Annotated in this window: 18 protein-coding genes; 8 read left to right on the top strand and 10 right to left on the bottom strand. The window is 63.6% G+C overall.

What is annotated here, in order from left to right:
* Positions 1-244: 244 nt before the first annotated feature.
* Positions 245-1,171: a LysR family transcriptional regulator gene (locus OVA12_RS03495; RefSeq protein WP_268134524.1), complete on the top strand. Its 927-nt coding sequence runs from the start codon at positions 245-247 to the stop codon at positions 1,169-1,171.
* On the opposite strand, the gene OVA12_RS03490 is transcribed toward OVA12_RS03495, so the two are convergent.
* The 5 genes from OVA12_RS03490 to OVA12_RS03470 all read right to left on the bottom strand — a co-directional run bounded on the left by OVA12_RS03490 (position 1,157) and on the right by OVA12_RS03470 (position 6,039).
* Positions 1,157-1,960 carry a metallophosphoesterase gene (locus tag OVA12_RS03490; protein ID WP_268134522.1) on the bottom strand — a complete coding sequence of 268 codons (804 nt, stop codon included), beginning with the start codon at positions 1,958-1,960 and terminating at the stop codon, positions 1,157-1,159. The genes OVA12_RS03495 and OVA12_RS03490 overlap by 15 nt on opposite strands.
* A 16-nt stretch (positions 1,961-1,976) precedes the next feature.
* Positions 1,977-2,804, bottom strand: a complete 828-nt coding sequence (locus OVA12_RS03485) for an ABC transporter permease (protein ID WP_268134521.1) — start codon at positions 2,802-2,804, stop codon at positions 1,977-1,979.
* Positions 2,804-3,622, bottom strand: a complete 819-nt coding sequence (locus OVA12_RS03480) for an ABC transporter permease (protein ID WP_268136995.1) — start codon at positions 3,620-3,622, stop codon at positions 2,804-2,806. Before OVA12_RS03480 ends, OVA12_RS03485 begins: the two co-directional genes overlap by 1 nt.
* Positions 3,623-3,802: 180 nt before the next feature.
* Positions 3,803-4,936: an ABC transporter substrate-binding protein gene (locus OVA12_RS03475; protein ID WP_268134520.1), complete on the bottom strand. Its 1,134-nt coding sequence runs from the start codon at positions 4,934-4,936 to the stop codon at positions 3,803-3,805.
* A 32-nt stretch (positions 4,937-4,968) separates the two neighbouring features.
* Entirely contained in the window at positions 4,969-6,039 is a 1,071-nt protein-coding gene (locus tag OVA12_RS03470) for an ABC transporter ATP-binding protein (RefSeq protein WP_268134518.1), read from the bottom strand.
* A gap of 131 nt (positions 6,040-6,170) precedes the next feature.
* Here OVA12_RS03470 and OVA12_RS03465 point away from each other — a divergent pair, with 131 nt between their 5' ends.
* Positions 6,171-7,187 (top strand): LacI family DNA-binding transcriptional regulator, encoded by a 1,017-nt coding sequence (locus OVA12_RS03465; RefSeq protein WP_268134516.1) that lies wholly within the window; start codon positions 6,171-6,173, stop codon positions 7,185-7,187.
* A gap of 60 nt (positions 7,188-7,247) precedes the next feature.
* Here the strand turns inward: OVA12_RS03465 and OVA12_RS03460 are convergent, their stop codons facing one another.
* The 5 genes from OVA12_RS03460 to OVA12_RS03440 form a co-directional block, all read right to left on the bottom strand.
* Entirely contained in the window at positions 7,248-7,814 is a 567-nt protein-coding gene (locus OVA12_RS03460) for a hypothetical protein (RefSeq protein ID WP_268134514.1), read from the bottom strand.
* Positions 7,815-7,931: 117 nt separating this feature from the next.
* Positions 7,932-8,612, bottom strand: a complete 681-nt coding sequence (locus OVA12_RS03455) for an ABC transporter ATP-binding protein (protein ID WP_268134512.1) — start codon at positions 8,610-8,612, stop codon at positions 7,932-7,934.
* Complete coding sequence (locus OVA12_RS03450; protein ID WP_268134511.1) at positions 8,609-9,817, bottom strand: ABC transporter permease; 1,209 nt, start codon at positions 9,815-9,817, stop codon at positions 8,609-8,611. The genes OVA12_RS03455 and OVA12_RS03450 overlap by 4 nt, the downstream gene beginning before the upstream one ends.
* Positions 9,817-10,845: an efflux RND transporter periplasmic adaptor subunit gene (locus OVA12_RS03445; protein WP_268134510.1), complete on the bottom strand. Its 1,029-nt coding sequence runs from the start codon at positions 10,843-10,845 to the stop codon at positions 9,817-9,819. Before OVA12_RS03445 ends, OVA12_RS03450 begins: the two co-directional genes overlap by 1 nt.
* A gap of 437 nt (positions 10,846-11,282) precedes the next feature.
* The gene (locus tag OVA12_RS03440; RefSeq protein WP_268134509.1) at positions 11,283-11,963 is read right to left on the bottom strand and encodes a Crp/Fnr family transcriptional regulator; all 681 of its coding nucleotides are present in this window, start codon (positions 11,961-11,963) and stop codon (positions 11,283-11,285) included.
* 249 nt (positions 11,964-12,212) lie between these two features.
* Between OVA12_RS03440 and OVA12_RS03435 the strand changes: the two genes are divergently transcribed.
* The 6 genes from OVA12_RS03435 (at position 12,213) to OVA12_RS03410 (ending at position 23,213) form a co-directional block, all read left to right on the top strand.
* Positions 12,213-12,449: a hypothetical protein gene (locus tag OVA12_RS03435; RefSeq protein ID WP_268134507.1), complete on the top strand. Its 237-nt coding sequence runs from the start codon at positions 12,213-12,215 to the stop codon at positions 12,447-12,449.
* Positions 12,450-12,673: 224 nt separating this feature from the next.
* A complete protein-coding gene (locus OVA12_RS03430; protein WP_268134505.1) occupies positions 12,674-12,886 on the top strand; it encodes a DUF3185 family protein in 213 nt (70 codons plus the stop codon).
* Between the two features lie 107 nt (positions 12,887-12,993).
* A complete protein-coding gene (locus OVA12_RS03425) occupies positions 12,994-13,185 on the top strand; it encodes a Thivi_2564 family membrane protein (RefSeq protein WP_268134504.1) in 192 nt (63 codons plus the stop codon).
* Positions 13,186-13,283: 98 nt separating this feature from the next.
* Positions 13,284-13,481 (top strand): hypothetical protein, encoded by a 198-nt coding sequence (locus OVA12_RS03420; protein ID WP_268134503.1) that lies wholly within the window; start codon positions 13,284-13,286, stop codon positions 13,479-13,481.
* Positions 13,478-21,985 carry a GH36-type glycosyl hydrolase domain-containing protein gene (locus OVA12_RS03415; RefSeq protein WP_268134502.1) on the top strand — a complete coding sequence of 2,836 codons (8,508 nt, stop codon included), beginning with the start codon at positions 13,478-13,480 and terminating at the stop codon, positions 21,983-21,985. Before OVA12_RS03420 ends, OVA12_RS03415 begins: the two co-directional genes overlap by 4 nt.
* Positions 21,986-22,139: 154 nt before the next feature.
* Complete coding sequence (locus tag OVA12_RS03410; protein ID WP_268134500.1) at positions 22,140-23,213, top strand: bifunctional transcriptional activator/DNA repair enzyme AdaA; 1,074 nt, start codon at positions 22,140-22,142, stop codon at positions 23,211-23,213.
* The last annotated feature ends 1 nt before the right edge of the window (position 23,214 follow it).

The following is a 23,214-nucleotide window of genomic DNA, read 5'->3' as shown; positions in this document are numbered from 1 at the left end:
GCAGCAGGGCACGAGCGCGCAGCCGGAGACGCCCTTTGCATCGCCGCCTTGCAGCAGCCTGCTTCCGCGACAGACGCAGAAGACATGGCTCGCCCAGTGTGCTGAAGTTCCTCCCCGTGCGGCGCCTGCCCTTCCCCGGCGCGCCGTCTGGGTCATAAGACGGCATTGCACCGCTTCCGAAAAGCAGTATTTATTGCGCGTTGCGTTCGCTTTTTTAGCACGCTCAATCGAAGGCAAACCTGCGATGCTGCATTCCCGCGTGCTGCGCTACATTGATGAAGTTGCCCGCTCCGGCTCGATCAGGGCGGCGGGTGAACGCCTGAACGTTGCTGCATCAGCCATCAACAAGCACGTGCTGCAGCTGGAAGAGGCCATTGGCGAGCCGCTGTTCGAGCGCCTGCCGCGCGGCCTGCGGCTGACACCGGCCGGCGAGATCCTGCTGGCCCATGTGCGCCGGACCATGCGGGAATACAGCCAGGTCGAGGCGGAAATCCGTGATCTGAAGGCACTTCAGGGCGGCGAAGTGATTGTCGCCACGATGAACGGCCTAGCCGGCGGCATCGTGCCCAAGGCGGCCGCGCTCTTCTGCGCCCGTCATCCACGCATTCGCATCAGCATCAAGGTGATGTTCCTGCGCGATATCGTCGGTGCTGTGGAAGCCGGCGAAGCCGATCTCGGCCTTGCCTTCAACCTGCCCCGCCTGGCGCAGCTTGACTGCCTTGGCTCGGTCGATGCAAGGCTCGGGGCGGTGGTCTCCTCGGCCCATCCCCTGTCGGACATGGACAGCATTTCGCTCGCCTCATGCCTGCCCTATCCGCTCATCTTCCCGGACCGGTCCATGGTGATGCACGACCTCGTTGCCGAGACATTCGCGGCGGCTGACCTGCCGGCCGAGCCGACATTCCTGACCAACTCGATTGAGGCGATGAAGCATCTCGCCGCGACAGGGGACAGCATCGCGTTCCTCAGCAAGTTCGACGTCGCCGAGGAACTGCGCGCGGGCGTCTTGACCTATCTGCCGATCCGCGACCGACCGTTCGGACAGAACGTGCTGACCCTTGTCCAGCGCGACCGTCGCAGCCGGGGCCTGGCGGTGCAGATGTTCGCGGACGAGTTGCTGCGCAGCCTGAAACTGTCGTCAGACCCGGACGGCAGTTCAACCGGCAGCTAGGTCGATCATCCTCGGACTGACGATGACCTGGCCCGGACCAGTCACGTGATGCAGCCAGTAGACATAGGGCTCACTCGACAAGGGAGGTTCGCCGGTCCAGCCGAGCCCAGGCGCGTACTGGAACGAAGGGCTGCCGGCAATGGCAGCAAAGTGCCCGGCATGCGTGGTGATCAGCGGTCGATGGACATGGCCCGTCAACAGCCGCAGATGCCCCTTGAACCCGGTGACGAGACGGGTGAACTCCTCCCGCCCCTTGAGCAGCGTCATCGCATCCCACGACGGGCTGGCGAGATCGAACGGCGGGTGGTGCAGCATCAGGAACGTGACGCCGCTCGTCGCCTTGGCGCGCGCCGCGTCATCGGCAAGCCGTTCGGAAAGCCAGTCCAGGCGGTCCCGGCAGAGTTCCCCTGCCACAGCGCCCGGGATGATCGTGTCGAGGCCGATGACGCGGATGCCCTGATACGTCACGTCGAAGTTCAGGAACTGTCCCTCCTCGAACAGGACAAGGTCCTCGAAGGCGCCGCGCATCGCGGTGCGGCGGTCATGGTTGCCGGGAACCACAAGCACCGGCGCGGCAAACCGGGCAAGCATGCGCCGGGCCAGCGCATAGTCCTCGGCGGTGCCGCAGTCGGTCAGATCGCCGGAGATCAGCACCAGGTCGGGCTGCGGCGTCAGGCTCGCGGCATCCGCAAGCACGCGTTCGACGGCAGCGACCGTATCCGCGCGCGGATGGGCGCTTTCCTTGTCGCCAGCGAACAGGTGAAAGTCGGAGAAATGCAGGATGTACATCGCAAGTGTCTTTCTGTCAGCGACCGATCCGGGACAGCACATCGGCTTTCAGGAACCGTTCGATCACCAGCATGAAGCCGACGGAGGGGATCAGGAGGATCAGCGCGGTGATGGAGGCAATCTGGTAGTTGCCGCCCATGCTGGCGTTGAACATCAGGATCGGCAGGGTCGTGATGTCGGGTGCACCGACAAAATAGGTGCCGGTGAACTCATCGATGCTGTCGAGGAATACGAAGATCGACGCCGCCATGAGCCCGGGAAAAGCTTGCGGCAGGGTAATGTCGCGGAACGTGCGCAAGGGGCCGGCACCCAGATTACGGGCCGCTTCCTCCATGCTGCGATCGACTGCCGCGAAGGACGCCGTTGCGATCCAGACCGCATAGACGAGGCCGGGAAGCGAATGCACCAGAACCACGCCGAAAAGCGAACCGTTGAGACCAAGCCCATAGAAGATTGCGGCGATGTTGACGAAGATCGGCAGCGAGGGAAACGCCTGCGGCAACAGGAAAACCAGCATGATCAGACTGCGCGCCGGCAACGTCAGGCGGGCGAGCGCGTAACCCGCCGGGATGGACAGAACCATCGAGAGGCCAACGGTCGCGATGGCGATGGACACCGAGTTCCAGAGCGATTCCCAGGCACCGGCACGCGGGCGGAAAACCCGCGCCCAGAACTCGAAGCCCCAGCGTGTCGGCCACTGGTTGGGATAGAACCACTGTTCGGCAAAGGCCCAGATGGCCAGATTTGCCAGCGGACCGAAGACGACAAAAGCCGCAAGGCCCATGACGAGCGCAAGGCCCAGCGTCTCGGCAAGACGCGAGAAGGCGGGGTGACGGGAACGCATCAATTCGACTTCTCCCTGAGGCTCATCCGCAGGTAGGCCCAGGCGGCAACCGCCGTCAGCAGATAGGAAAACAGGCCCAGCGCATTGGCGACGGCGTAGTCGCCATAAAAGGTCACGCGGTGTGCCATCATGGCCGTCATCATGGTCGGGTTGCCGGAGATCAGCATGACCGGCACCGATAGCACCGACATGATGGTCACGAGCGACAGGACCAGGGCGACGAGCAGTTGTGGCCGCACCTGAGGCAGCACGATCTCGATCAGACAGCGCAGCCGGCCAGCCCCGAGGTTGCGGGCCGCCTCGATGGTGGAGCGGTCCAGGGAGGCCATCGCCCCTGCCAGCAGCAGCGTGACGAAGGGGATCTGCTTCCAGGCGAACGTCAACACCAGCCCGCGCCAGTCCAGAAGGCTTGTCGCCGTTGCGGCATCGACCAGGCCGACGTCCGTCAGCAGCGTATTGAGCACGCCGTTGCGCGCCAGAAAGGACCGGGCGGTCTGACCTGCGACAATGAACGGAATGAACAGCGGCCACCGATAGATCCAGCGCAGCAGCGGCACGGCCCAGCGGCTCTGCCCAAGCGTCAGATAGCCGGCAATCGCGATGGAGACGAAGGCAATCAGCGCCAGGGACCCAAGAGCCACAAGGATCGAGTAGACGATATCCGCGCCGTAGAACTCCAGCGCCTTCGCCAGATTGCCGAGAGTGGGATGTCCGTCCTCACCGACGAAGGCGGTGATCAGCGAGCGCAGCAAAGGCAGCGCATAAAGCAGCGCGATTGCGGTCAAGGCAGGGGCGATCAACAGGACCCCCGGCCACATGCGGGCAAGGCTTCGATCCGAGGTGCCTGGCGCGTTGCGCGGTGGAGAAGATGCAGTCATTACGGCGAGTGCCCCGTTCCCCGGTCGCGGCAGCAGGCTGCGCGGTCCGGTCAGTCAGAAACGCAAGGGCCCGACCCGGCACGAGGCCGGGTCGGGTGTGTCGCAGGAGCCGGACGCGCCTTACTTGGCGACGTTCTTTTCGTAAGCTTCCAGGATTGCAGCGAAGTACTTCGCCTGCGGCATCGACCAGCCGCGCTCGGCCAGCGTTTCCGGCGTGACGTCGGCAAACAGGCGCTGCCATTCGGCGTCGGTCAGCTCGCTCTTCACGTTCTGCGGGTCGATGCCCGGGAACCAGTTGAAGCGACGGACAATGCCGTCAGCCTGCACGGCCGGGCTGGTTGCGAAGGCGATGAACTCCTTGGCCAGATCCGGCTGGGAGGACTTGGCCGGAACCGTGTAGTACATCGGCTGGCCCGGCATGCCCGGGGACAGGATCATGAGCTTCAGGTTCGGGTTCAGGCGGCCATCGGCAACCCAGGTGTAGAACATGTCCATCCACACCGGACCCATGGCGATTTCGCCGCGGTTCATGGCGTCCAGCGTGCCGGCGTTGCCCGGGGTCATCATGACGCTCTGGTTGAAGTCGCGCAGGGAAGCCAGGGCCGGCGCCCACTTGTCGGCCGCACCGTCTGCCCACGGACCGTTGCGGATTTCGTCCGCCATGCCGGAGAAGGCATACATCCAGCCGAACACGAAGCCGACGCCGGCCATGCCGCCGGTGATGCCGTTGTAGCCGAACTTGCCCGGGTTCTCCTTCACCCACTTCGCCAGTTCGTCGTAGGACTGCGGCGGGTTGGCAATGACGTCGGGATTGTAGGCAATCGCGATCTGGCTGTGGAACATCGGCATGACATAGCCGGAAACATTCACGCCCAGCGCATTCTCAGCCGTCTTGCGGGTCACCAGCTTGGACGTGGCGACGCCGTCGCGGTAGTTCGCCAGCAGCTTCTCTTCGACCATCTTGCCGGCCATGCGCTGATGCACGACGGCAACGTCCACGTCCCAGACGCTCTTGTCCTTCTGGGCATGGATCTTTTCGTAGATCGCCTGGCTGCCGCCATCGCCCGGGCCGGTGCCAACCGCGCGAACGGTCACGCCCGGATGGCCTTCCTCGAACTTCGGTCCGAGATAGTCGTTGATGTAGTCCACCATGTTGGTGTCGCCGGCGGTGATCACCGTAAGCGTCTGCGCTGACACGCTGGTGGCAAGGGTTGTGGCTGCCAGCAGGCTGGCAAGGGCAATCCGGATGTTCATGACTTGTCTTCCCTGTGGTTCTGCGTGCGAAGTTATTGCCTGATCCCCTGGAGCAGGCGGCTGTCAGCCCCGAAGCTCATCAGCATCGGAGCGGGAACGGAAAGCCGGGCCCTTGTCCCGGGCGCGACTGGCACGGACGAAAGAGCGGACAGGGCGGCCCCAGAGGCACCGCTGAGCGACTCGTTTCCTGCCTGGTCGGAAAGGTCGATGGAGACGTGATAGCTGCCGCCGGCATAGGCGCAGGCCGTCACGGTGCCAGCCCGAACCAGCACGGCGTCGAGGCCTGCCGGCGCTTCGCCAGTGAACACGCGTGCATCTGCTGTCCGGAAGCCCGCCAGCGCGCCACCTGCAGCCACGGGATCACCGGGTCGAAGATCGACGACGTTGTCGACGCCGAGAAAATGAGCCACCTCAAGATCTGCCGGGGCACTGTAGAGCGCCTCGGGGCTCGCCACCTGGACGATCCGTCCCTGCCGCATGAGCACGATCCGGTCTGCCATCGCCAGGGCCTCATCCTGATCATGAGTCACCATGATGGTGGTGATGCCGACCTTCTGCTGCAGACGGCGCAGCTCGCCGCGCAGACTGCGGCGGATCGAGGCATCAAGGTTGGACAGGGGCTCATCCAGCAGCAGCAAGGGCGGGTCGATGATCAGCGCACGCCCCAGCGCGACGCGCTGGCGCTGGCCACCGGAAAGGCTGATAACCGCGCGCGGGCCATAACCTTCCAGGCCGAGCAGCGACAGGATGGCTTCCGCGCGCCGGTCACGTTCGACCTTCGAAAGCCCCCGCAGCTTCAGCGGATAGGTCAGATTGCCAGCGACAGTCATATGCGGCCACAGCGCATAGGACTGGAACACCATTGCCGTCTGCCGCGCCTCTGGCGCCAGGTTCGAGATCGAGCGCCCGCCCACGGTGATGTCACCGGCGCTCAACGGAGCAAAGCCGGCAATGGCTCGCAGCAAGGTGGTCTTGCCACAGCCGGACGGCCCCAGAAGGCAGGTAAAGCTGCCCGCGGGCACCTGCAGCGAAATCCCGTCGAGAATGAGAGATTGCCCAAGACGAATGGACACCTCCTCCAGCGACAGCGCTTCCGTTCCCATGACTTCCTCCGATTGAACGCGTGTGCAATCTATGTTTGACGCATGACAGTTTCATGTCAAAGGGTTTTGCATTTGGCTGATTATTGTGCGATGCACGACATGCACGCGAGTTCAGGAATGCCGGAGAAGACATGCGCGTCACTGCCGATGATGTTGCCGAAGCAGCCGGCGTTTCCCGCGCCATGGTCTCGCGCGCCTTCACAGAGGGCGCGCCGATCGCGGCCCGCAAGCGCGCCCATGTGCTGGCCGTTGCCGAGAAGCTAGGCTACCGGCCCAACCGCATCGCCCGTGGCCTGACCGGCAGCCAGACTGGCCTCATCGCCCTCGTGGTCGGCTCGGTCTCCCGCCCCTACGAAGCCTGGCTCCTCGAAACGCTGAGCCGCGAGATCAGGCAGGCGCGCAACTGGCCCTTGCTCCTGCAGGTTCAGCCAGGCGACGAGCTGGACAATGCGCTGGAAGACGCTCTCGCCTATCAGGTCGATGGTGCCATCGTCGCCGCAGGCTCGGTCAGCCCGGCGCTGGCAGAGCGCTGCCGCGCCTCGGGGGCTCCGCTCGTCATGGTTGGCCGCGTCATGCCGGAAGGCGACACCGATGCGGTGTGCTGCGACAACCGGCTTGGCCTCGAACTGCTGGTCGAGCACCTCACGGCGCGCGGTCACACGCGCCTGGCCTGGATCGGCGGCACGCCGGAGACCTTTTCCAACATCGAGCGCCAGGATGGTCTGCTGCAGGCGCTGGACCGGCGCGGCATGAAGCTGCTGGCGGCGCGGCAGGGCGACTACTCGGTCGACAGTGGCCTCGCCCAAGCCCTGACGCTTCTGACAGCTCCGGAGAAACCCGATGCCATCCTCTGCGGCAATGATGCCATGGCGCTGGGAGCCATAGCAGCGGCCCGCCGGCTCGGCCTCAGCGTGCCTGGTGACATCGCGATCACCGGTTTTGACGACATCCCCGCAGCCGCCTGGGAGCCCTATCAGCTGACAACGGTGCGCAATCCCGTTGTGGAAACAGCACGGGCGGCCCTGCGGCTTCTCAAGCAGCGCATCTCCGGGACCGGCCAACTGGACTCAGAAGCGCCAACCGGGATGCCGCACCAGACCCAGGTCGTTCGTCTCGCGCCCGAACTCGTGCAGCGCCAAAGCGCCTGACAAAGCGCCTGACAGATCGCGCCGCAAGCTCCCCCCACCGCAGCCCCAGCTATCTTGCCTTTATCCCTCGGCCATCGGTCCGGGCACCGCAAGCTTGTCGAACACGATCAGCCCTTCATGCCAGAGAAGCAGGCTCCAGCCGGCGGTTCGGTTGACGATCCTGCAGTCGTCCAGCGATGGAACCTCATCAAGGTCCGTCACCGGCTCCTCCGACAGTGTGAGCAGAGCGGGGATCAGAGCCGGGAGGATCTCGACCGGAAGTCCGATCACCGCAAGATCATGCCTGCAGGGAACGCCCAAACTGAATTCGGCCCAACCGGAGAGCCCGTGCTGCTCCAGCAGGCCTGCAAGCGCTGAGCGGGTCAAGTTCTCGTGCGGTGCTCCATAGACCTGCCCATTGACATACCAGTCACCCGATTGAGGAAAACGCGCTGCAAAAGACCGGATGGCGGCGACAGTCTCTGCATCGACCGCGATCGTGAAGCTGTCACAGGTCTCCGCGATCACGGGAGCCACCCGGCCCAAAAGCTTCGCAACCAGCTTGCGTTTCAGCCTTGCAGCATTGGAGCGCTTGAGAAGCTCCAGCCGTGACAATTCCGCGTTCATGGTCATCCACCCGATCGTCATCGCCCGCGATCATCGCCCTGTGGCCGTGGCCGCTCGGCGGCCGAGCGTAGACGCTAGTCAGGAGCCTGGTTCGGCTCAAGCACCATTTCGCTCGGCCAGAATGGCCCCGTTCAGTACCTAGCCGGTGACCTGGCCATCCCCCACAAGGATCTGCCTGCGGCAACGGCCGGCGATCTTGTCGTCGTGGGTGGAAATCAGGAATGTCGTGCCTTCCTCGCGGTTGATCTCGTCAATCAGCGCCATGACCTGATCGGCTGATGCCCGGTCCAGGTTGCCGGTGGGCTCATCGGCCAGAACCAGCTCGGGACTGTTCATCAGCGCGCGGGCGACCGCAACCCTTTGCTTCTGTCCGCCAGACAGGTTTGTCGAGGGAAAGTCGATCCTGTTTTCAAGTCCCATGCGGACGAGCAACGCGCGTCCACGCGCCCGGGCGGCTGGCGTCTCGCGACCTTCACGGACGGCCGTTGGAAAAATGACATTCTCGAGCGCGGTAAAATCCGGCAAGAGATTGTGAAACTGGAACACAAAGCCGATGTGCCTGTTGCGGAAGGCGGTCAGGTCCTGCTCGCTCGCTCGCATCAGGTCCTCCCCCAGCATCGTGTAGCGCCCCGAGGTCGGCTGCATCAATGTGCCCAGGATGGTCAGAAGCGTGCTCTTGCCCGATCCCGAAGGCCCAAGCAATGCGGACATTTCCCCGACACCCAGGCTCAAGTCGAGGCCTTTGAGAACCTGGGTCTCCGCCTCACCTTCACCGAAGGTCTTCCAGAGATCGCGGACCTCGACCAGCAGCGCGCTCATTGGCCGATGGCCGTGACGGGATCCACCCGCGAGGCTGCACGTGCGGGCAGGATCGACGCGAGGGTGGCGCTGATGACGGTGAGAAGGATCGCAACGCCATAGGCACCTTGCGCGATGTCTATCGGCAGATTGCCCGGCTGAAATTCCTCGCGAGAAGGAAAGGCCAGCAGCACGGCATATCCGCTGCCGGCCCCCAGCAACCCGCCGAACAGCCCGATCAAGGCACCTTGCATGACAAACACCAGGACAACGAAGCCTCGTGGCGCGCCCATCGCCCGCATGATCCCGATTTCAGGTCTGCGCCGGTAGGTCGACAACAACAAGGCAGAGGCGACGCCGATGATGATGGTCACCAGCGCGAAGGACTTCAGCATGAGGCCGGTCTGCGCCTGAGCCTTGAGGGCATCCAGCAACTGGGCCGCATCCTCCGTCCAGGACTTTGCCGGCAAGCCGGTGGCGGCCTCGATCCGTGCGGCAGTGCCATCGGCGTCATAGAGGTTCGTGAGCTTGATCTCGATCCTGGATATGCCCTGCGGCATCGCAAACAACGTGCGCGCCGTGGTCAGACTGACAAACGCCTGTCGCCGGTCCGGCCCGCCGGACCCTGTCTCGTAGATACCACTGACGACGAGCGACTGATCGATGCCGGTATCGGCCTGAAGGCGGAGCGTCTGTCCCAGCCGGAAACCCAGTTCCTCGGCAAGCTTCTTGCCGACTAGGATCTTGCCTGACCCGAGCGCGACGGTTCCCTCGACGAGATAGCGCTTCAGGTTGATGATTGCGGAAACGTTCTCCGGCTCCACGCCGATGACGCTCACCTGCATCGTCTGGGCACCTCGCCGAAGCACGCCGCCACCGGTGATCTGCTGCGAAACGGCGGTCACTCCGGGCAGTTGCCCGATCACGGGAAGGAAGGCATCGGTGTTGGTCAACCGCGCCTGACGGCTGGTGTCCTTTTCCCGTGCCAACAGGACCACACCGCTCGTCTCTTCGAGCAGCAGCGGTGGTTCGATGGCTTCGGCCTCGATGGTGACATGCGACAGGTCACCGGCCGTCCGCGACAGGATGAACTCCGCCAGTCCGCCAATCAGGGCGCTCATGAAGATGAAAATGAAGACGCCGACGGCGACCCCGAAGATCAGGAGTGACGTTTGCGCCTTGCTGGCCGTCAGGTAGCGCGCCGCGATCTTGAACGCATAAAGCATCACGGCGCTCCCGCGATCAAGACGGCCTGACCATCAACGAGACCCGCCACGTCGACAGCCAGAATGTCGCCGGCCTTGAGCCCGCGCGTCACGATGAGCCGCTCGGAAGGCCATTCGATGACCTCGACGTCTGTCTTGTGCAGCTTGCCATCGAGGATGACGAATACGGACGTGTCCTGCCCCTGCCGGATGATCGCCGACCGCGGAGCGGTGATTGCGCGTTCCTGCCGGTCAACGACGATGTTCGAGGTGACGGTCAGTCCGACCGGCGCCTGTTGCGCTTCGGAAAACGCGATCTTGACCGCAAGACCGCCGGTCGCAGCATCAACTAGGGGCGAGACAAAGCTCACCGTGCCCGGGACGATCTGCGAGCTTCCGGTCAGTTGCAGCCGCGCCGGCATGCCCGGACGGATCTGCGTTGCATAGGACTCGTCCACATCGGTTTCGACCACAAGATCGCGCAGATCCGCCAGCTCGAACAGTTGGGTCGTGAGGTCGACAACCTGTCCCGGTTCGACACCCCGTGTCAGGATCGTGCCGGCCAGGGGGGCAAGGATACTGTATCGGGTCAGCTGGAACTGTGCCTGATCAACCAGGGCCGTCAGCCGGCCAACCTCCCGGTCTGCCACTTCAGCGGCCCGGCCGGCGTCGTCCAGTGATACCCGGGATACCGTCGTCCCGAGCGACTGTGCCCGTTCAAGGGCCGCCCGGGCCTGTTCACGCGTTACCAGCCCCTGATCGAGGGCCGCGACGGCCTGCCGCAATGCAGCCCGCTGCGATGTATCATCCAACCGTGCAAGCACGGCCCCCTGCGGCACGACATCGCCCTCTTCCGCCAACGGGTCGACGAGTGTGCCCGCTACGTTTGATCGGATAACGACCGAATGGAGCGCTGCCGTTCGGCCACTGACAGCCAGCACCCGGGTGACAGGACCTTCAGCGATCGCCTCAACCTGGATCGCAACACCACCGGGTGACCAGGGTTGCGCATAGAACAGCCAGCCGGCCACACCCGCAGCAACAAGCACCGCGAGACGCAGCCTCCACCGGCCCCACACAGACTTTGACCGAGCGGCACGCTCTGGCGCCTGTGGCCCTGCAAGCACGTCCTTTTTCACCGCAACGAGCGCGTTGGCTGAGATCTGCGACGACTGCCCGCTCAACTTGCTCGAATTTGCAGTCAGATCGATCTGCGACTTGTCTACCATGCAGCGCCAGCCTTTGCGCCGGGAAGGCGCGGAACGCAGGTTCCGCGGATCGGCGTCGTTCTGCATGAACCTGATCGGATTTCGGCCGCCCGGCATTGATGTGAATCAGTGCCGCGCAACCAGCCCGGCCTCGTGTCACGACGCAGGGAACACGCGCTCGCGGGGTAAATTTCTTTCAATAAAACGCAAAAATCAAAAATAAAACAGATCAAGAATAGATCTTAAAGCTGCCTTTTTGATATCTGAAAATTATACATCTACTTCATCAATGGGCCATCATGATCGAGATACGCCTTGTCAAAGTCTGCAAGACAAACGAGAGCTTGAAGATCGTGAAAGGTCACTTGCCCATGCTGGAATGTAACAAGTCCATCCTCGCGCAACTCCCGCAGCACCCTGTTGACGTGAACCGCACTGAGACCCAGAGCATCAGCCAGCATGTATTGCGACAGGGGACAGGCGTAGCCTTCCGATGACCCCAGGCCGACGAGCTTGAGACGAGCCCCCAACTCCAGCAGGAAATGCGCGAGCCGTTCTTTTGCGTCCCTGCGGCCGATGCCGACGAGATGCTCCACCACCATGGCCTCGTCGCGCGAAGCGGCCCAGAGAACGGCCGTAGCAAGACGCGGCGCGATGTTGAAGATCCCAAGCAGCGTACTCGCGAGCACTTCCGAGGCCTCGACAGCGGTGATCGGCTCGATGTTGTGGTCTGCAGTCCTGAAGAGCAGAGACCGGAGCCCGAGAAAGTCTCCAGGGATCTGAAAGTCGACGATCTGTCGGGCACCATTGCTCAGCAATTTGTAGGAACACACCCAACCGGAAGCGAGGATATAAGCGGATTGATCCATCTGGCCCTGATGAACCATCTCATGGCCCGCCGAAAAGACACGGCGGTGTCCATGCAGCTTGTCGAGCGCCTCAAGCTCGGTGCTGGACAAGGCCACGAGTGCCCCGAGCTTTCGCGCGAAGGGGCTGTGCTGACTGGAAGGCGCAGGCGGACTTTGCATTGCAAGCACCTCGCGTTGGAAGGCGTGATCGCCACAGGGCCTGAATGCCACTGGCCGAAATTCCCGCCTAAAGGCTGATCTGCCTAAGCATAGGGTACCACAGTCCTGCAACACTGACGCATGGTTTGGATGCAGCCGGCATGTCGCCATGCTGATGCCGAACCGCAGAAGGCTGGAGTGATGCCCCACATCCATGACGTTCCCGGTACGGCGGCCCTTGCGATATGCGAATCCCTCCTGCTGGCACTCAACGATCTCAAGATCCTTCCCGAAGACGAGATCGTTGGCATCTTGCAGGATGCAGCAGCAGCCCATGCCGGTGACACAAGTGAGGGGGACAGCGCCGAACTCCACTCGGCGGTTGCAGCGCTGATCAACGGCATTCTTGCAGGCGGCAACTCCGTACGGCGCCGGTAGCCGGTCAGCCCCCGGCCCACAGACGGCCGACCGATTGATTGCACGAAGATCAAGACACAACTCCAGACCTCGGGATGCATCCGGAACTGATCCATGTAAGTGCAGAAATCCGAAAAATGCTCACACTTGTTAAATCAGCTTAACGGTTCCGACACCAAGGACACATCGCGTCGGATTGGCGACTTGTTGCAAGTGCAGCTGCCCGATCACAAAAGGATCAGATCATGAATCAGTCAAACACTCTGGCCTTTATCGCGATTTGGGTCGGAATAGTCCTTTTATTCTTTGCCTGGCAAGCCTCAAACGCACCGATTGAGCAGGTTTCTGAAGCCCTGACCGGTCGATACACAAGCAATACGATGCTGTATTTGATCGGAGGCCTCATAGGCGTTCTCGCCGGCGGAGCACTGATCCTCCGCAATTATGCCAGCCGATAGGCGGCAAATTCAGAACAATGACGCCGATTGAATTCGAAATCACAAGATCTTCTGCTCGATCAAGATATCGATCTGAAGCAGTCTATCAGCACCCTACAGGCTTTGACATGTCGCTTCTCAATCTCATTGTTACACTGGTCGTCGTCGGCGTCGGACTTTGGGCGATCAACAGCTACATCCCGATGGATCGAAAGATAAAGTCGATCCTGAATGTCGTGGTTGTTCTTGTCGTCGTTGTCTGGCTGCTCGGTGTCTTTGGGCTGCTGGGCTCGCTGGGTTCCCTACGCGTCGGCACATGAGAGCGCAAAACGCCACTGGTCCCAGCCTCGTTTCGTCCTTCTGCCCTCAGTCCACGCAGCAACATGACGGGGACCTGACTTCACTCAAGGAGAAAATCATGAACTGGGATCAGATCGAGATCAAATGGATGGCGATGGCTCGTCGGATCAGGCCGGATCGCACAACCCTCGTCATCGAATTTGAACAGGTGCCGGCTCAGACCCATGGCAAACTGGCAGCTGACAGATCACCGGCGCAGATGACCGGATCGCCCCTGCCGTCCGCATCGCGACAAGTGCAGGTTCGCCCCGAATGAGCCGGATGCTTTTCTGGACTGGCTGGCACGAGCATCTGACTGCGACGGTGTTCACCTTTTGGAAGTCTCCGGGTGTCTGGCACGACAAGACGGTCATCCGCTCCGAGCTGTTCGGAGCCGAAAGGCTTGAACACCATGCATTGTCACTGGCGGCGGCGCAGTCACAGGGCGAGCAGCGCTATCGGCGCGTTCCATTGCTGACAGACCGTGTCGCCCGGAACGCCAGATTTCTGCTTTCGGCATACCGGTCCTGCGCCAGGAACCTTCAGGCAGGAAGGCCGATCTCCCCGGCGGCCGAATGGCTCCTGGACAACTATCACCTGGTCGAACAGCAGCTGCGCCAGATCGCCGACGACCTGCCACCGGGGTACTATCGGCAATTGCCCAAACTGGCGAGCGGCCCCTTCGCCGGCTACCCAAGGGTTCTCGGGCTGGTCTGGGCCTATGTCGCGCACACGGACAGCCTGTTGTCCGGGCCGGTGCTCGCCCGCTTTGTCCGCTCCTATCAACAGGTCAGCCCGCTCACCATTGGCGAGCTGTGGGCGGTGGCAATTACCTTGCGCATCGTTCTGATCGAGAACATGCGCCGCCTCGCCGAGCAGATCACCCAAGGCAACGACCTGCGGCAGATCGCGGACACCATTGTCGATCAGGCCCTGGCGGCCCGCAGCAGCAAGACGCGATCATCCCCGGCGGACGTGCTTGCAGCAACCGCTGCGCTCGATGGCGCGCCGCTGTCTGAAATCATTGCCGCCCAGATCGCCAAACGGCTGCGCGGCTTTGACCCGGCCGAAACCCAGCTGCATGGATGGCTTGTGGAGCGACTGCGTCAACAGGGCACAACGGTCGAGGTTGTGGTGCAGAACGCCCAGCTCCGGCAGGGCGCCTCCAATGTGACGATGCGCAACATCGTGACCAGCATGCGGCTGGCCTCCGAACTGGATTGGGCGGACTTTGTCGAGGATGTCAGCCTGATCGACACATGTCTGCGCAGTCGTTCCGATTTCGCCGCTTTGGATTTTGCCACCCGCAATGCCTATCGCACCGCCATCGAAGTCCTGGCACGAGGCTCGGCCGTGTCGGAGATCGGCGTCGCCGAGGCTGCACTCGATCTTGCCGAAACCGGTGACGGCGCCGACAGGGGCGACCCGGGCAATGGGTTGATCGGCCCCGGACGGCAGATTCTGGAGCGCAAAGTCGGATTTCACCCCTCTGCCCGGATGCAGGCGGGGCGCTTTCTGGCGAGAACCGGATTGCAAGGCTACCTCGGAGCCCTTCTGGCAACATCCCTGGCCCTGCTTGGCTTTGCGCTGTGGGTGTCCGGCGCACATGGTCTGGCACTGGCCGCCCTGGCAGGTACAGGCTTCATTTGCGCCACGGAGGCGGGCACGGCCATTGTCAATCTCGCCATCACGCGAACCGTGCGACCAAAGCTTTTACCCGGCCTGGATCTGGCCAAGGGAATTCCGCCGCACCTGCGCACGCTTGTTGCGGTGCCAGTCCTGCTTCGCAGCACACAGGACCTCCTGACCCAGATCGACCAGCTGGAAGTCCACCATCTCTCCAGCGGCGGTGGGGCGCTGCACTATGCGCTTCTGTCAGACGGTCCGGACGCACCCACCTGCACGACGCCGCAGGACGCCGACTTGCTTGCCGAAGCAGCGGCGGCCATGGCGCGGCTCAACGCGGCCTATCCCTCAGCGCACGGCGACCGCTTCCTGTTCCTGCATCGGCACCGCCGCTGGAACCCGGCTGAAGGCGTCTGGATGGGGTGGGAGCGCAAGCGTGGAAAGCTGCACGAGCTCAATCGCCTGCTGCGCGGCGCGACAGACACCAGCTTCCTCGCCCACCAGCGAATGCCGCAGGACCTGCGCTATGTGATTACCCTGGATGCAGATACCCGCCTGATGCGGGACACGGTCGTTCGCCTGATCGGCAAGATGGCCCATCCACTGAACCGTGCCAACTTTGATCCTGGCAGCAGACGCGTTACGTCCGGCTATGCCATCCTGCAGCCTCGGGTTACGCCGGCATTGCCAACCGGTACAGAAGGGTCGTTGTTTCAGAGGGTCTTTTCGAGCCCGGGCGGCATCGAACCTTATGCCGCAGCCGTTTCCAACGTCTATCAGGACCTGTTTGGCGAAGGCTCGTTCACCGGCAAGGGCATCTATGACATCGACGCCTTTGAAGACAGCCTGGCCGGCCGCATCCCGGAGAACGCCCTTCTGAGCCATGATCTGTTCGAGGGGACATTCGCCCGGGCTGGTCTGGCCTCGGATATCGACCTCGTCGAGGAGTTCCCGGTCCGCTACGATGTCGCTGTGCGACGCCAGCACCGCTGGGTGCGCGGCGACTGGCAGTTGCTGCCCTGGCTGTTCCAGGCTGGACGGACCCGCACGAACGGCCTGCCCGCGGTGGGCCGCTGGAAAATGATCGACAACCTGCGCCGCGCAATCGTAGCGCCCTGTGCTGTCGCAGCCTTGGCGGCCGGCTGGCTGCAGCCGTTGCCGGTTGCGATTGCTTGGACAGCAGCAGTCCTGGTGATGCTCGCCTTGCCGCATCTGGTTGGCCTGCCGTTTGCTGTCCTTCCCGGCCGCGCCGGCGTCACGTCACGCAGCCATTTCGCCGCCATCGGTGCCGACAGCCGGACCGCCCTTGCGTTGATCACTTTCAATACAGCCTTTCTGGCCGATACCGCCTGGCAAATGCTGGATGCCTGCGGACGGACGCTTGTCCGCCTCGGCCTGACGCACAAGCACATGCTGCAATGGGTGACGGCAGCGGCCTCTGCGAGCACGGCACGTCCCGGGCTTCGCACGACCTATCGTCAGATGCTGGGTGGGCTGGTGCTGGGACTTGGCCTCTGCGGCACAGCGCTAGTGCTCAATCCGTCCGCCTGGCCGGCAGTCGTTCCCTTCGCGCTCCTCTGGCTTGCTGCCCCTGTCCTCGCCCACCGCATCAGCCAGCCCTGGATCCAGCCGTCCGATGCGCCCCCTGCCGCCACCGACGTTCTGGCGCTGCGCCTGATTGCCCGCCGGACATGGCGCTATTTCGAGACCTTCGTGACGGCGGCCGACAACTTCCTCCCGCCCGACAACTTCCAGGAAGTTCCGAAACCCGTCGCCTTTCACAGGACCTCCCCGACAAACATCGGGCTGTACCTGCTCTCGGTTACCGTTGCCCGCGACTTCGGCTGGATCAGCCAGCACACTGCCGTCGACAGGCTGGAAGAGACCCTGCGAACCGTCGAAAGCATGCCGCGTTTCAGGGGCCACCTGTTCAACTGGTACGACACTCGCGACCTCAGGGTGCTGGATCCGGCCTATGTGTCCTCGGTGGACAGCGGCAATCTGGCCGGGCACCTGCTCTGCGTCGCGCAGGCCTGTCAGGAATGGCAACACGCCCCGGTGCAGCTCCAGGAGAAACGCAAAGGGGCCGCTGACGCGCTGGCTCTCGCGCGACAAGCGTCAACACCGCAAACCAAAGAGGTTGCTGACCGGCTGGACGAACTGGCACATGCGCTGGAGCACGGGCATCCGTTCGAGACCCTGTTGCCCATCGCCGATGCAGCAGCCGACTTGGCGAGCGTCGAAAGCGAGGCCGATGGTGAACTGACGTTCTGGTGCAACGCGGTGCGAAACTGCATTGCAGGACACCTGGACAGCAGGCCTGACGACAACAACGAGCAACTCATACGGATCGAACGCCAGGCCCGCAGCTTGGCGCTGGATATGGATTTCAGGTTCCTCGAGGACACGGAGAAGAAGCTGCTGTCGATCGGCTTCTCGGTCGCAACCAACACGCTCGATCCCAGTTGCTACGACCTTCTTGCGTCGGAGGCGCGCCTCGCCAGCCTGTTTGCGATCGCCAAAGGCGATCTCGAAACCCGGCACTGGTTCCATCTCGGACGCATCGCGACGCCGATCGGAGCTGGATCTGCCCTGATTTCTTGGTCCGGCAGCATGTTTGAGTATCTCATGCCCTCGCTGGTCATGCGCGCCCCCGTTGGCTCGATCCTGGAGCAGACCAACCGGCTGATCGTTGCCCGTCAGATCGCCTATGGGGCGACCGCCGGAACGCCGTGGGGCATCTCGGAATCCTCCTACAATGCCCGCGATCTCGAGATGACCTATCAGTACTCGAACTTCGGTGTTCCGGGGTTGGGACTGAAGCGCGGTTTGAGCGCCAACCGGGTCATAGCCCCCTATGCCACGGCATTGGCGGCGATGGTCGCTCCCCGGGCCGCCATGCGAAACCTGGAGAGACTCTCCAGCCTCGGCGCACAAGGTCGCTACGGCTATTATGAGGCGGTTGATTTCACGCCATCACGGATCCCAGCTGGACAGGCCCACAGCATCGTCCGCAGCTTCATGGCCCATCACCAGGGCATGACGATCGCCGCGATTGCAAACAGCCTGCAACACGGGCGCCTGCGTGCCCGGTTCCATGCCGAACCGATCATCCGGGCGGTCGAACTCCTTTTGCAGGAACGGGTGCCACGCGATGCGACCGTTGCAAGACCGCGTGCCGAGGAAGTCGAAACCGCGGCCGTCGAGACGTCGGTCATCCCCGTGGTACGGCGCTTTGATGATCCGGCCTCATGCGAAAGAACCGGACACTTCCTGTCAAACGGACGCTATGGCGTCACGCTGACCCCGACCGGCGCCGGGTATAGCCGCTGGAAGGATATGGCCATAACCCGCTGGCGAAATGATCCCACGCAAGCGACGCTCGGCTCCTTCATCTTTGCTCGCGAGGTCGGGACTGACGCCCGCTGGTCCGCTGCCGTGCAGCCGACGCGGGCCGGACACGACCGTCACCGGGCGGTGTTCTGCGAGCATCACGCGGCCTTCCACTACACTGGCAAGCGGCTCAGCATGACCACAGAGGTGGTGGTCTCGGCAGAGGATGACGCGGAAGCCAGGCGCGTGACGCTGATCAACACCGGTCCGGACGCGCGCGAGTTCGATCTGACGTCCTACGCCGAACTGGTGCTCGCCCCGCTTGCCGCCGACATCGCCCATCCGGCGTTTTCCAAGATGTTCGTCGTGACCGATTTCCTGCCCGAGCTTGGCGTTGTCATCGCCACCCGCCGTCGCCGCGCGCCGGAGGATCCTGAAGTCTGGGCGGCGCATATCGCTGTCGTGGAAGGCGAGGAAACTGCGGCCGTGCAATACGAGACGGACCGGGCCCGCTTCATTGGCCGCGGTCGGGCCATCGCCACGGCGGCAATGGCTGCAGCGCCGCTTTCAAACACGACAGGGACAGTCCTGGACCCGATCTTCTCCCTGCGGCGGCGCATCCGCGTCCCCTCCGGCGGCAGCGCAAGGGTCACATTCTGGACTGTCGTTGCCGACACGCCTGAAGCCCTGCTGGACCAGGTGGACCGGCACCGTGACCCTTCCGCCTTCGAACGCGCGGTCACCCTGTCCTGGACGCAAGGCCAGGTGCAACTGCGTCACCACGGCGTCTCCCCCGCGGCCGCCGCCAGTTTCCAGCAACTCGGCGGCATGATTGCCTGCCGCGATCCCGGCCTGCGCTCATCTTCTGCGTTGATCAGAGCTGGCGTAGGACCTCAGTCGTCACTCTGGCCGCTCGGCATCTCGGGCGATCTGCCGATTGTGCTGTTCCTCATCGCCGACATCGAGGACGCCGCCAGCCTGCACGAGGTGCTGGCCGCGCACGAATATCTTCGCATGCACCAGCTGGACATCGACCTTGTGATCCTCAATGACCATTCCGCGTCCTACCTGCAGGACATGCAGTCGGTGATTGACGAGGCCGTCCGCTCCGCCCAGCTGCGTCCGCGCAGCGAGGCGCGCAAAGGGACGACCCAGGGGATGATCCATACTCTTCGGGCAGACCTTGTGCTGCCCGAGGCCCGCGCCCTGCTTCTGTCGGTCGCCCAGGTGGTGCTCGTTGCCAGCCGCGGCCGGATCGGCGACCAGATCGATGCCCTCGCAACACCGCCTGCCGCGCCACTGCAACGGCAGCTGAATGTTGAACGTGCCGGCTCCGGCAAGCCTGTGGCCCTGCCGGCGCTCGAGTTCTCCAACGGCATCGGCGGCTTTGCCGAAGACGGGCGGGAATATGTTGCAATCCTTCGCGGCGGCCAGACAACGCCCGCGCCCTGGATCAACGTCATTGCGAACCCTTCACTCGGCTTTCTCGTGTCAGCCGATGGCAGCGGCAGTGTCTGGGCCGAAAGCAGCCGCGAGAACCAGCTGACGCCCTGGTCGAATGATCCGGTCGGCGACCCGGCTGGCGAGGCCATCTACATCCATGATCTCGACAGCGACGCCCTGTGGACATCTACCGCGTTGCCGATCCGCAGTGAGGGCACGTATATCGCCCGGCACGGCTTCGGCTACAGCCGGTTCGAACACGGCGCACATGAGATTGATGCGTCGCTGCTGATGTTCGTCCCGCTGGATGACCCCGTGAAGATCTCGGTCCTGACGCTCAACAACACAAGCAAGCGGGCGCGCAGGCTGTCTCTCACGGCCTTTGCGGACTGGACGCTCGGACCATCCCGCAGTGCGACAGCGACGCATGTGATAACGACGAGAGATACCGACACCGGAGCCATCCTGGCGCAGAACCCCTATTCCATCGCCTTTCCTCAACGCACAGCCTTCGCTGACTTCGGCGCCGGGACCGCCAGCCTCACGGCGGACCGGACCGAGTTCATCGGCCAGGGCGGAGACCTTTCCAGGCCTGCCGGGGTTGGCCATCTCCCGCTTTCCGGCCGGACCGGCCCGGCGCTCGATCCCTGCGCAGCCCTGCAAAGGCATGTGATCATTCCGCCGGGGGGGAGTGTGGATGTCGTGTTCCTCATCGGACAGGCCGCATCCCCGGAGGCGGCGCGAGCGCTTGTCCAGCGACATCGCGCCATTGCGCCCGCTTCAACGCTGTCTGCGGTCAGCGAACATTGGGAGACCCTCCTGACCAGTGTCCAGGTAACCTCTCCTGACCGGGCCATGGATATCCTCTTGAACGGCTGGCTTCTGTACCAGACCCTGGCTTGCCGGATCTGGGCCCGCGCCGGGTTCTATCAAGCCAGTGGCGCTTACGGCTTTCGCGACCAGTTGCAGGATGGCATGGCCCTGACAGCCCTCAGGCCGCAGATCACCCGCGCCCATCTGCTGCGGGCCGCCGGCCGGCAGTTTCCCGCGGGCGATGTCCAGCACTGGTGGATGCCCCATTCCGGCCAGGGCGTGCGCACGCGAATATCGGACGACCGCATCTGGCTCGCCTATGGTGTCGCGCAGTACATCGATGTCTCCGGCGACAGCGCCATCCTGGAGGAGGATGTTCCCTTCATTGACGGCCCAAAGCTCGCTGACGGTGCCCATGACGCCTTCTTTCAGCCGGCTCCCTCCGACCAGTCGGCCAGTCTCTTCGAACATTGCGCGCGCGGACTTGATCTCGCCATCTCCCTGACTGGGGCCAACGGCATGCCGCTGATCGGCACAGGCGACTGGAATGACGGTATGAACCGGGTGGGCAGTGGCGGCAGCGGCACGAGCGTCTGGCTTGGCTGGCTGCTGATTGCCGCCATCGACGGGATGATGCCCCATGCGGTCACCCGTGACCCGCTGCGTGCACAGCGCTGGAGCGACCATGCAGCGGCGCTGCGCGTGGCCATCGAGCGCGACGGATGGGACGGAGCCTGGTATCGGCGTGGCACCTATGACGACGGGGCGCTGCTGGGTTCAGCCAGTTCGCTGGAGTGCCGCATCGACAGCATCGCCCAGTCCTGGGCGGTCCTGTCCGGGGCTGCAGACCCGGCTCGCGCGGCCACCGCGATGGCGAGCCTGAGTGAACATCTGATCCGCCCGGACGCTGGGCTGGCCCTGCTGTTCACGCCGCCCTTCGACGCCACCTCGCAGGATCCCGGCTATATCAAGGGCTATCCGCCGGGACTGCGCGAAAATGGCGGCCAGTACAGTCATGCGGCGATGTGGGCAATCCTCGCCCAATGCAGGCAGGGCAATGGCGATGCAGCCGGCGCACTCTTTGCGCTGCTGAATCCCATCAACCATGCCCTTACTCCGCAGACAGCGGCACGCTACAAGGTCGAGCCCTATGTGGTTGCGGCCGATGTCTATTCCACCGCCCCACACGAAGGCCGTGGCGGCTGGACCTGGTATACGGGTTCGGCGGGCCTGATGTATCGTGCCGGGATCGAGGGCCTTGTCGGCCTGACGCGGTCAGGCTCCAGCCTCGCCTTCGATCCCTGCTTTCCCCGGCGCTGGCCAAAGGTGAAGGCGAATATCACCCTCGAAGGACAACGCCTCCTGGTGACAATCCTCAATCCAGGCGGCAGCGGTCACGGCATCGCCTCTGCGGATCTGGACGGGGTGAACCTGCCTGTTGAGGACGGCAAGCTTGTCCTGCACGGCGTCCTTCGCGGTCCCGCCAGCAACCGCCGACTGACCATCCGCCTGCGCGTGCCGCCCGGCCCGCGACGCGCCGACGACGAGACTGACGCCAGAGCGTGATGGCAACGGCGAGCTGGTCGGGCCGCCTCCCCTATGCCAGATTCACCGGGTGCCAGACGATCTCCCTCCGGGCGGTGCAAACCTCACCGACAAAAAGAACTAGACGCCCGAAAATCGGCGTTGCTGCACGCAAGGCTGATGTAGAAGCTGAGACATGTTGTTCGACCTACCAGACCACGACACCCTCTACGCTGCCCTACTCGCCCGGGATGCGCGCTACGACGGCCAGGCCTTCGTGTGCGTGGCATCGACCGGTGTCTTCTGCCGCCTGACTTGCCCGGCGCGCAAGCCGAAGCGGGAAAACTGCAGCTTCCATCCGACGATTGGCGCGTGCATCGAAGCCGGCTTCCGGCCCTGCAAGCGCTGCCATCCGCTTCAGGCAGCCGCCCTTGCCGACCCGGCCATTGCCGCCCTGCTGGCCGCACTGGACGAGCGGCCGGACTTGCGCTGGTCGGAAGTCCATGTGGAACAGCTCGGCTTTGACCTCTCCACGGTCCGGCGCAGTTTCAAGCGCCATTTCGGCATGACGTTCCTGGAGATGGCCTGGCAACGCCGCCTGCGGGAAGGGTTCGAAACGCTTGCGGAGGGCGGCAAGGTGATCGCGGCGCAACACGAGGCGAGTTTCTCGTCGGCCAGCGCCTTTCGCGCGGCATTCGCGCGTCTGCTGGGCTGCGCGCCTGCAGACCTGCGTGCCGACCGGCTTCTGCGCGCGACCTGGATTGCGACACCGCTCGGCGACATGATCGCAGTCAGCAGCCGCACCCATCTGCACCTTCTGGAGTTTGTTGATCGCAAGGGGCTGCCTGCAGAGCTGAAACGGCTGCAGGCAGGCTCAAAGGAAGGAATAGGCATAGGCGCCCTGCCGCCCTCGGAACAGGCGGCGAGCGAACTCGCCGACTATTTTGCAGCCCGCTCCGGCCGGTTCGCGACGCCTCTGGCACTCACCGCACCCATCTTCACCCGGCAGGTCTGGGACGCCTTGCGCGAGATCCCGGTGGGCGAGACGCGCAGCTATTCCGACATCGCGCGGCAGATTGGACGCCCCTCGGCAACACGCGCCGTGGCCCGTGCCAATGGAGCCAACCAGATCGCCCTGATGATCCCTTGTCACCGTGTCATCGGCGCCGATGGCGCGTTGACCGGCTATGGCGGCGGCCTTTGGCGCAAGCAGCGCCTGATCGAGATCGAACGGCAGCTACGAAGCAATTCCAAGAGCTCCGCGTCCTGAC

This window comes from Pannonibacter sp. SL95, from assembly GCF_026672425.1.
GTDB lineage: Bacteria > Pseudomonadota > Alphaproteobacteria > Rhizobiales > Stappiaceae > Pannonibacter.
This window is presented reverse-complemented; position numbering and strand designations above follow the sequence as displayed.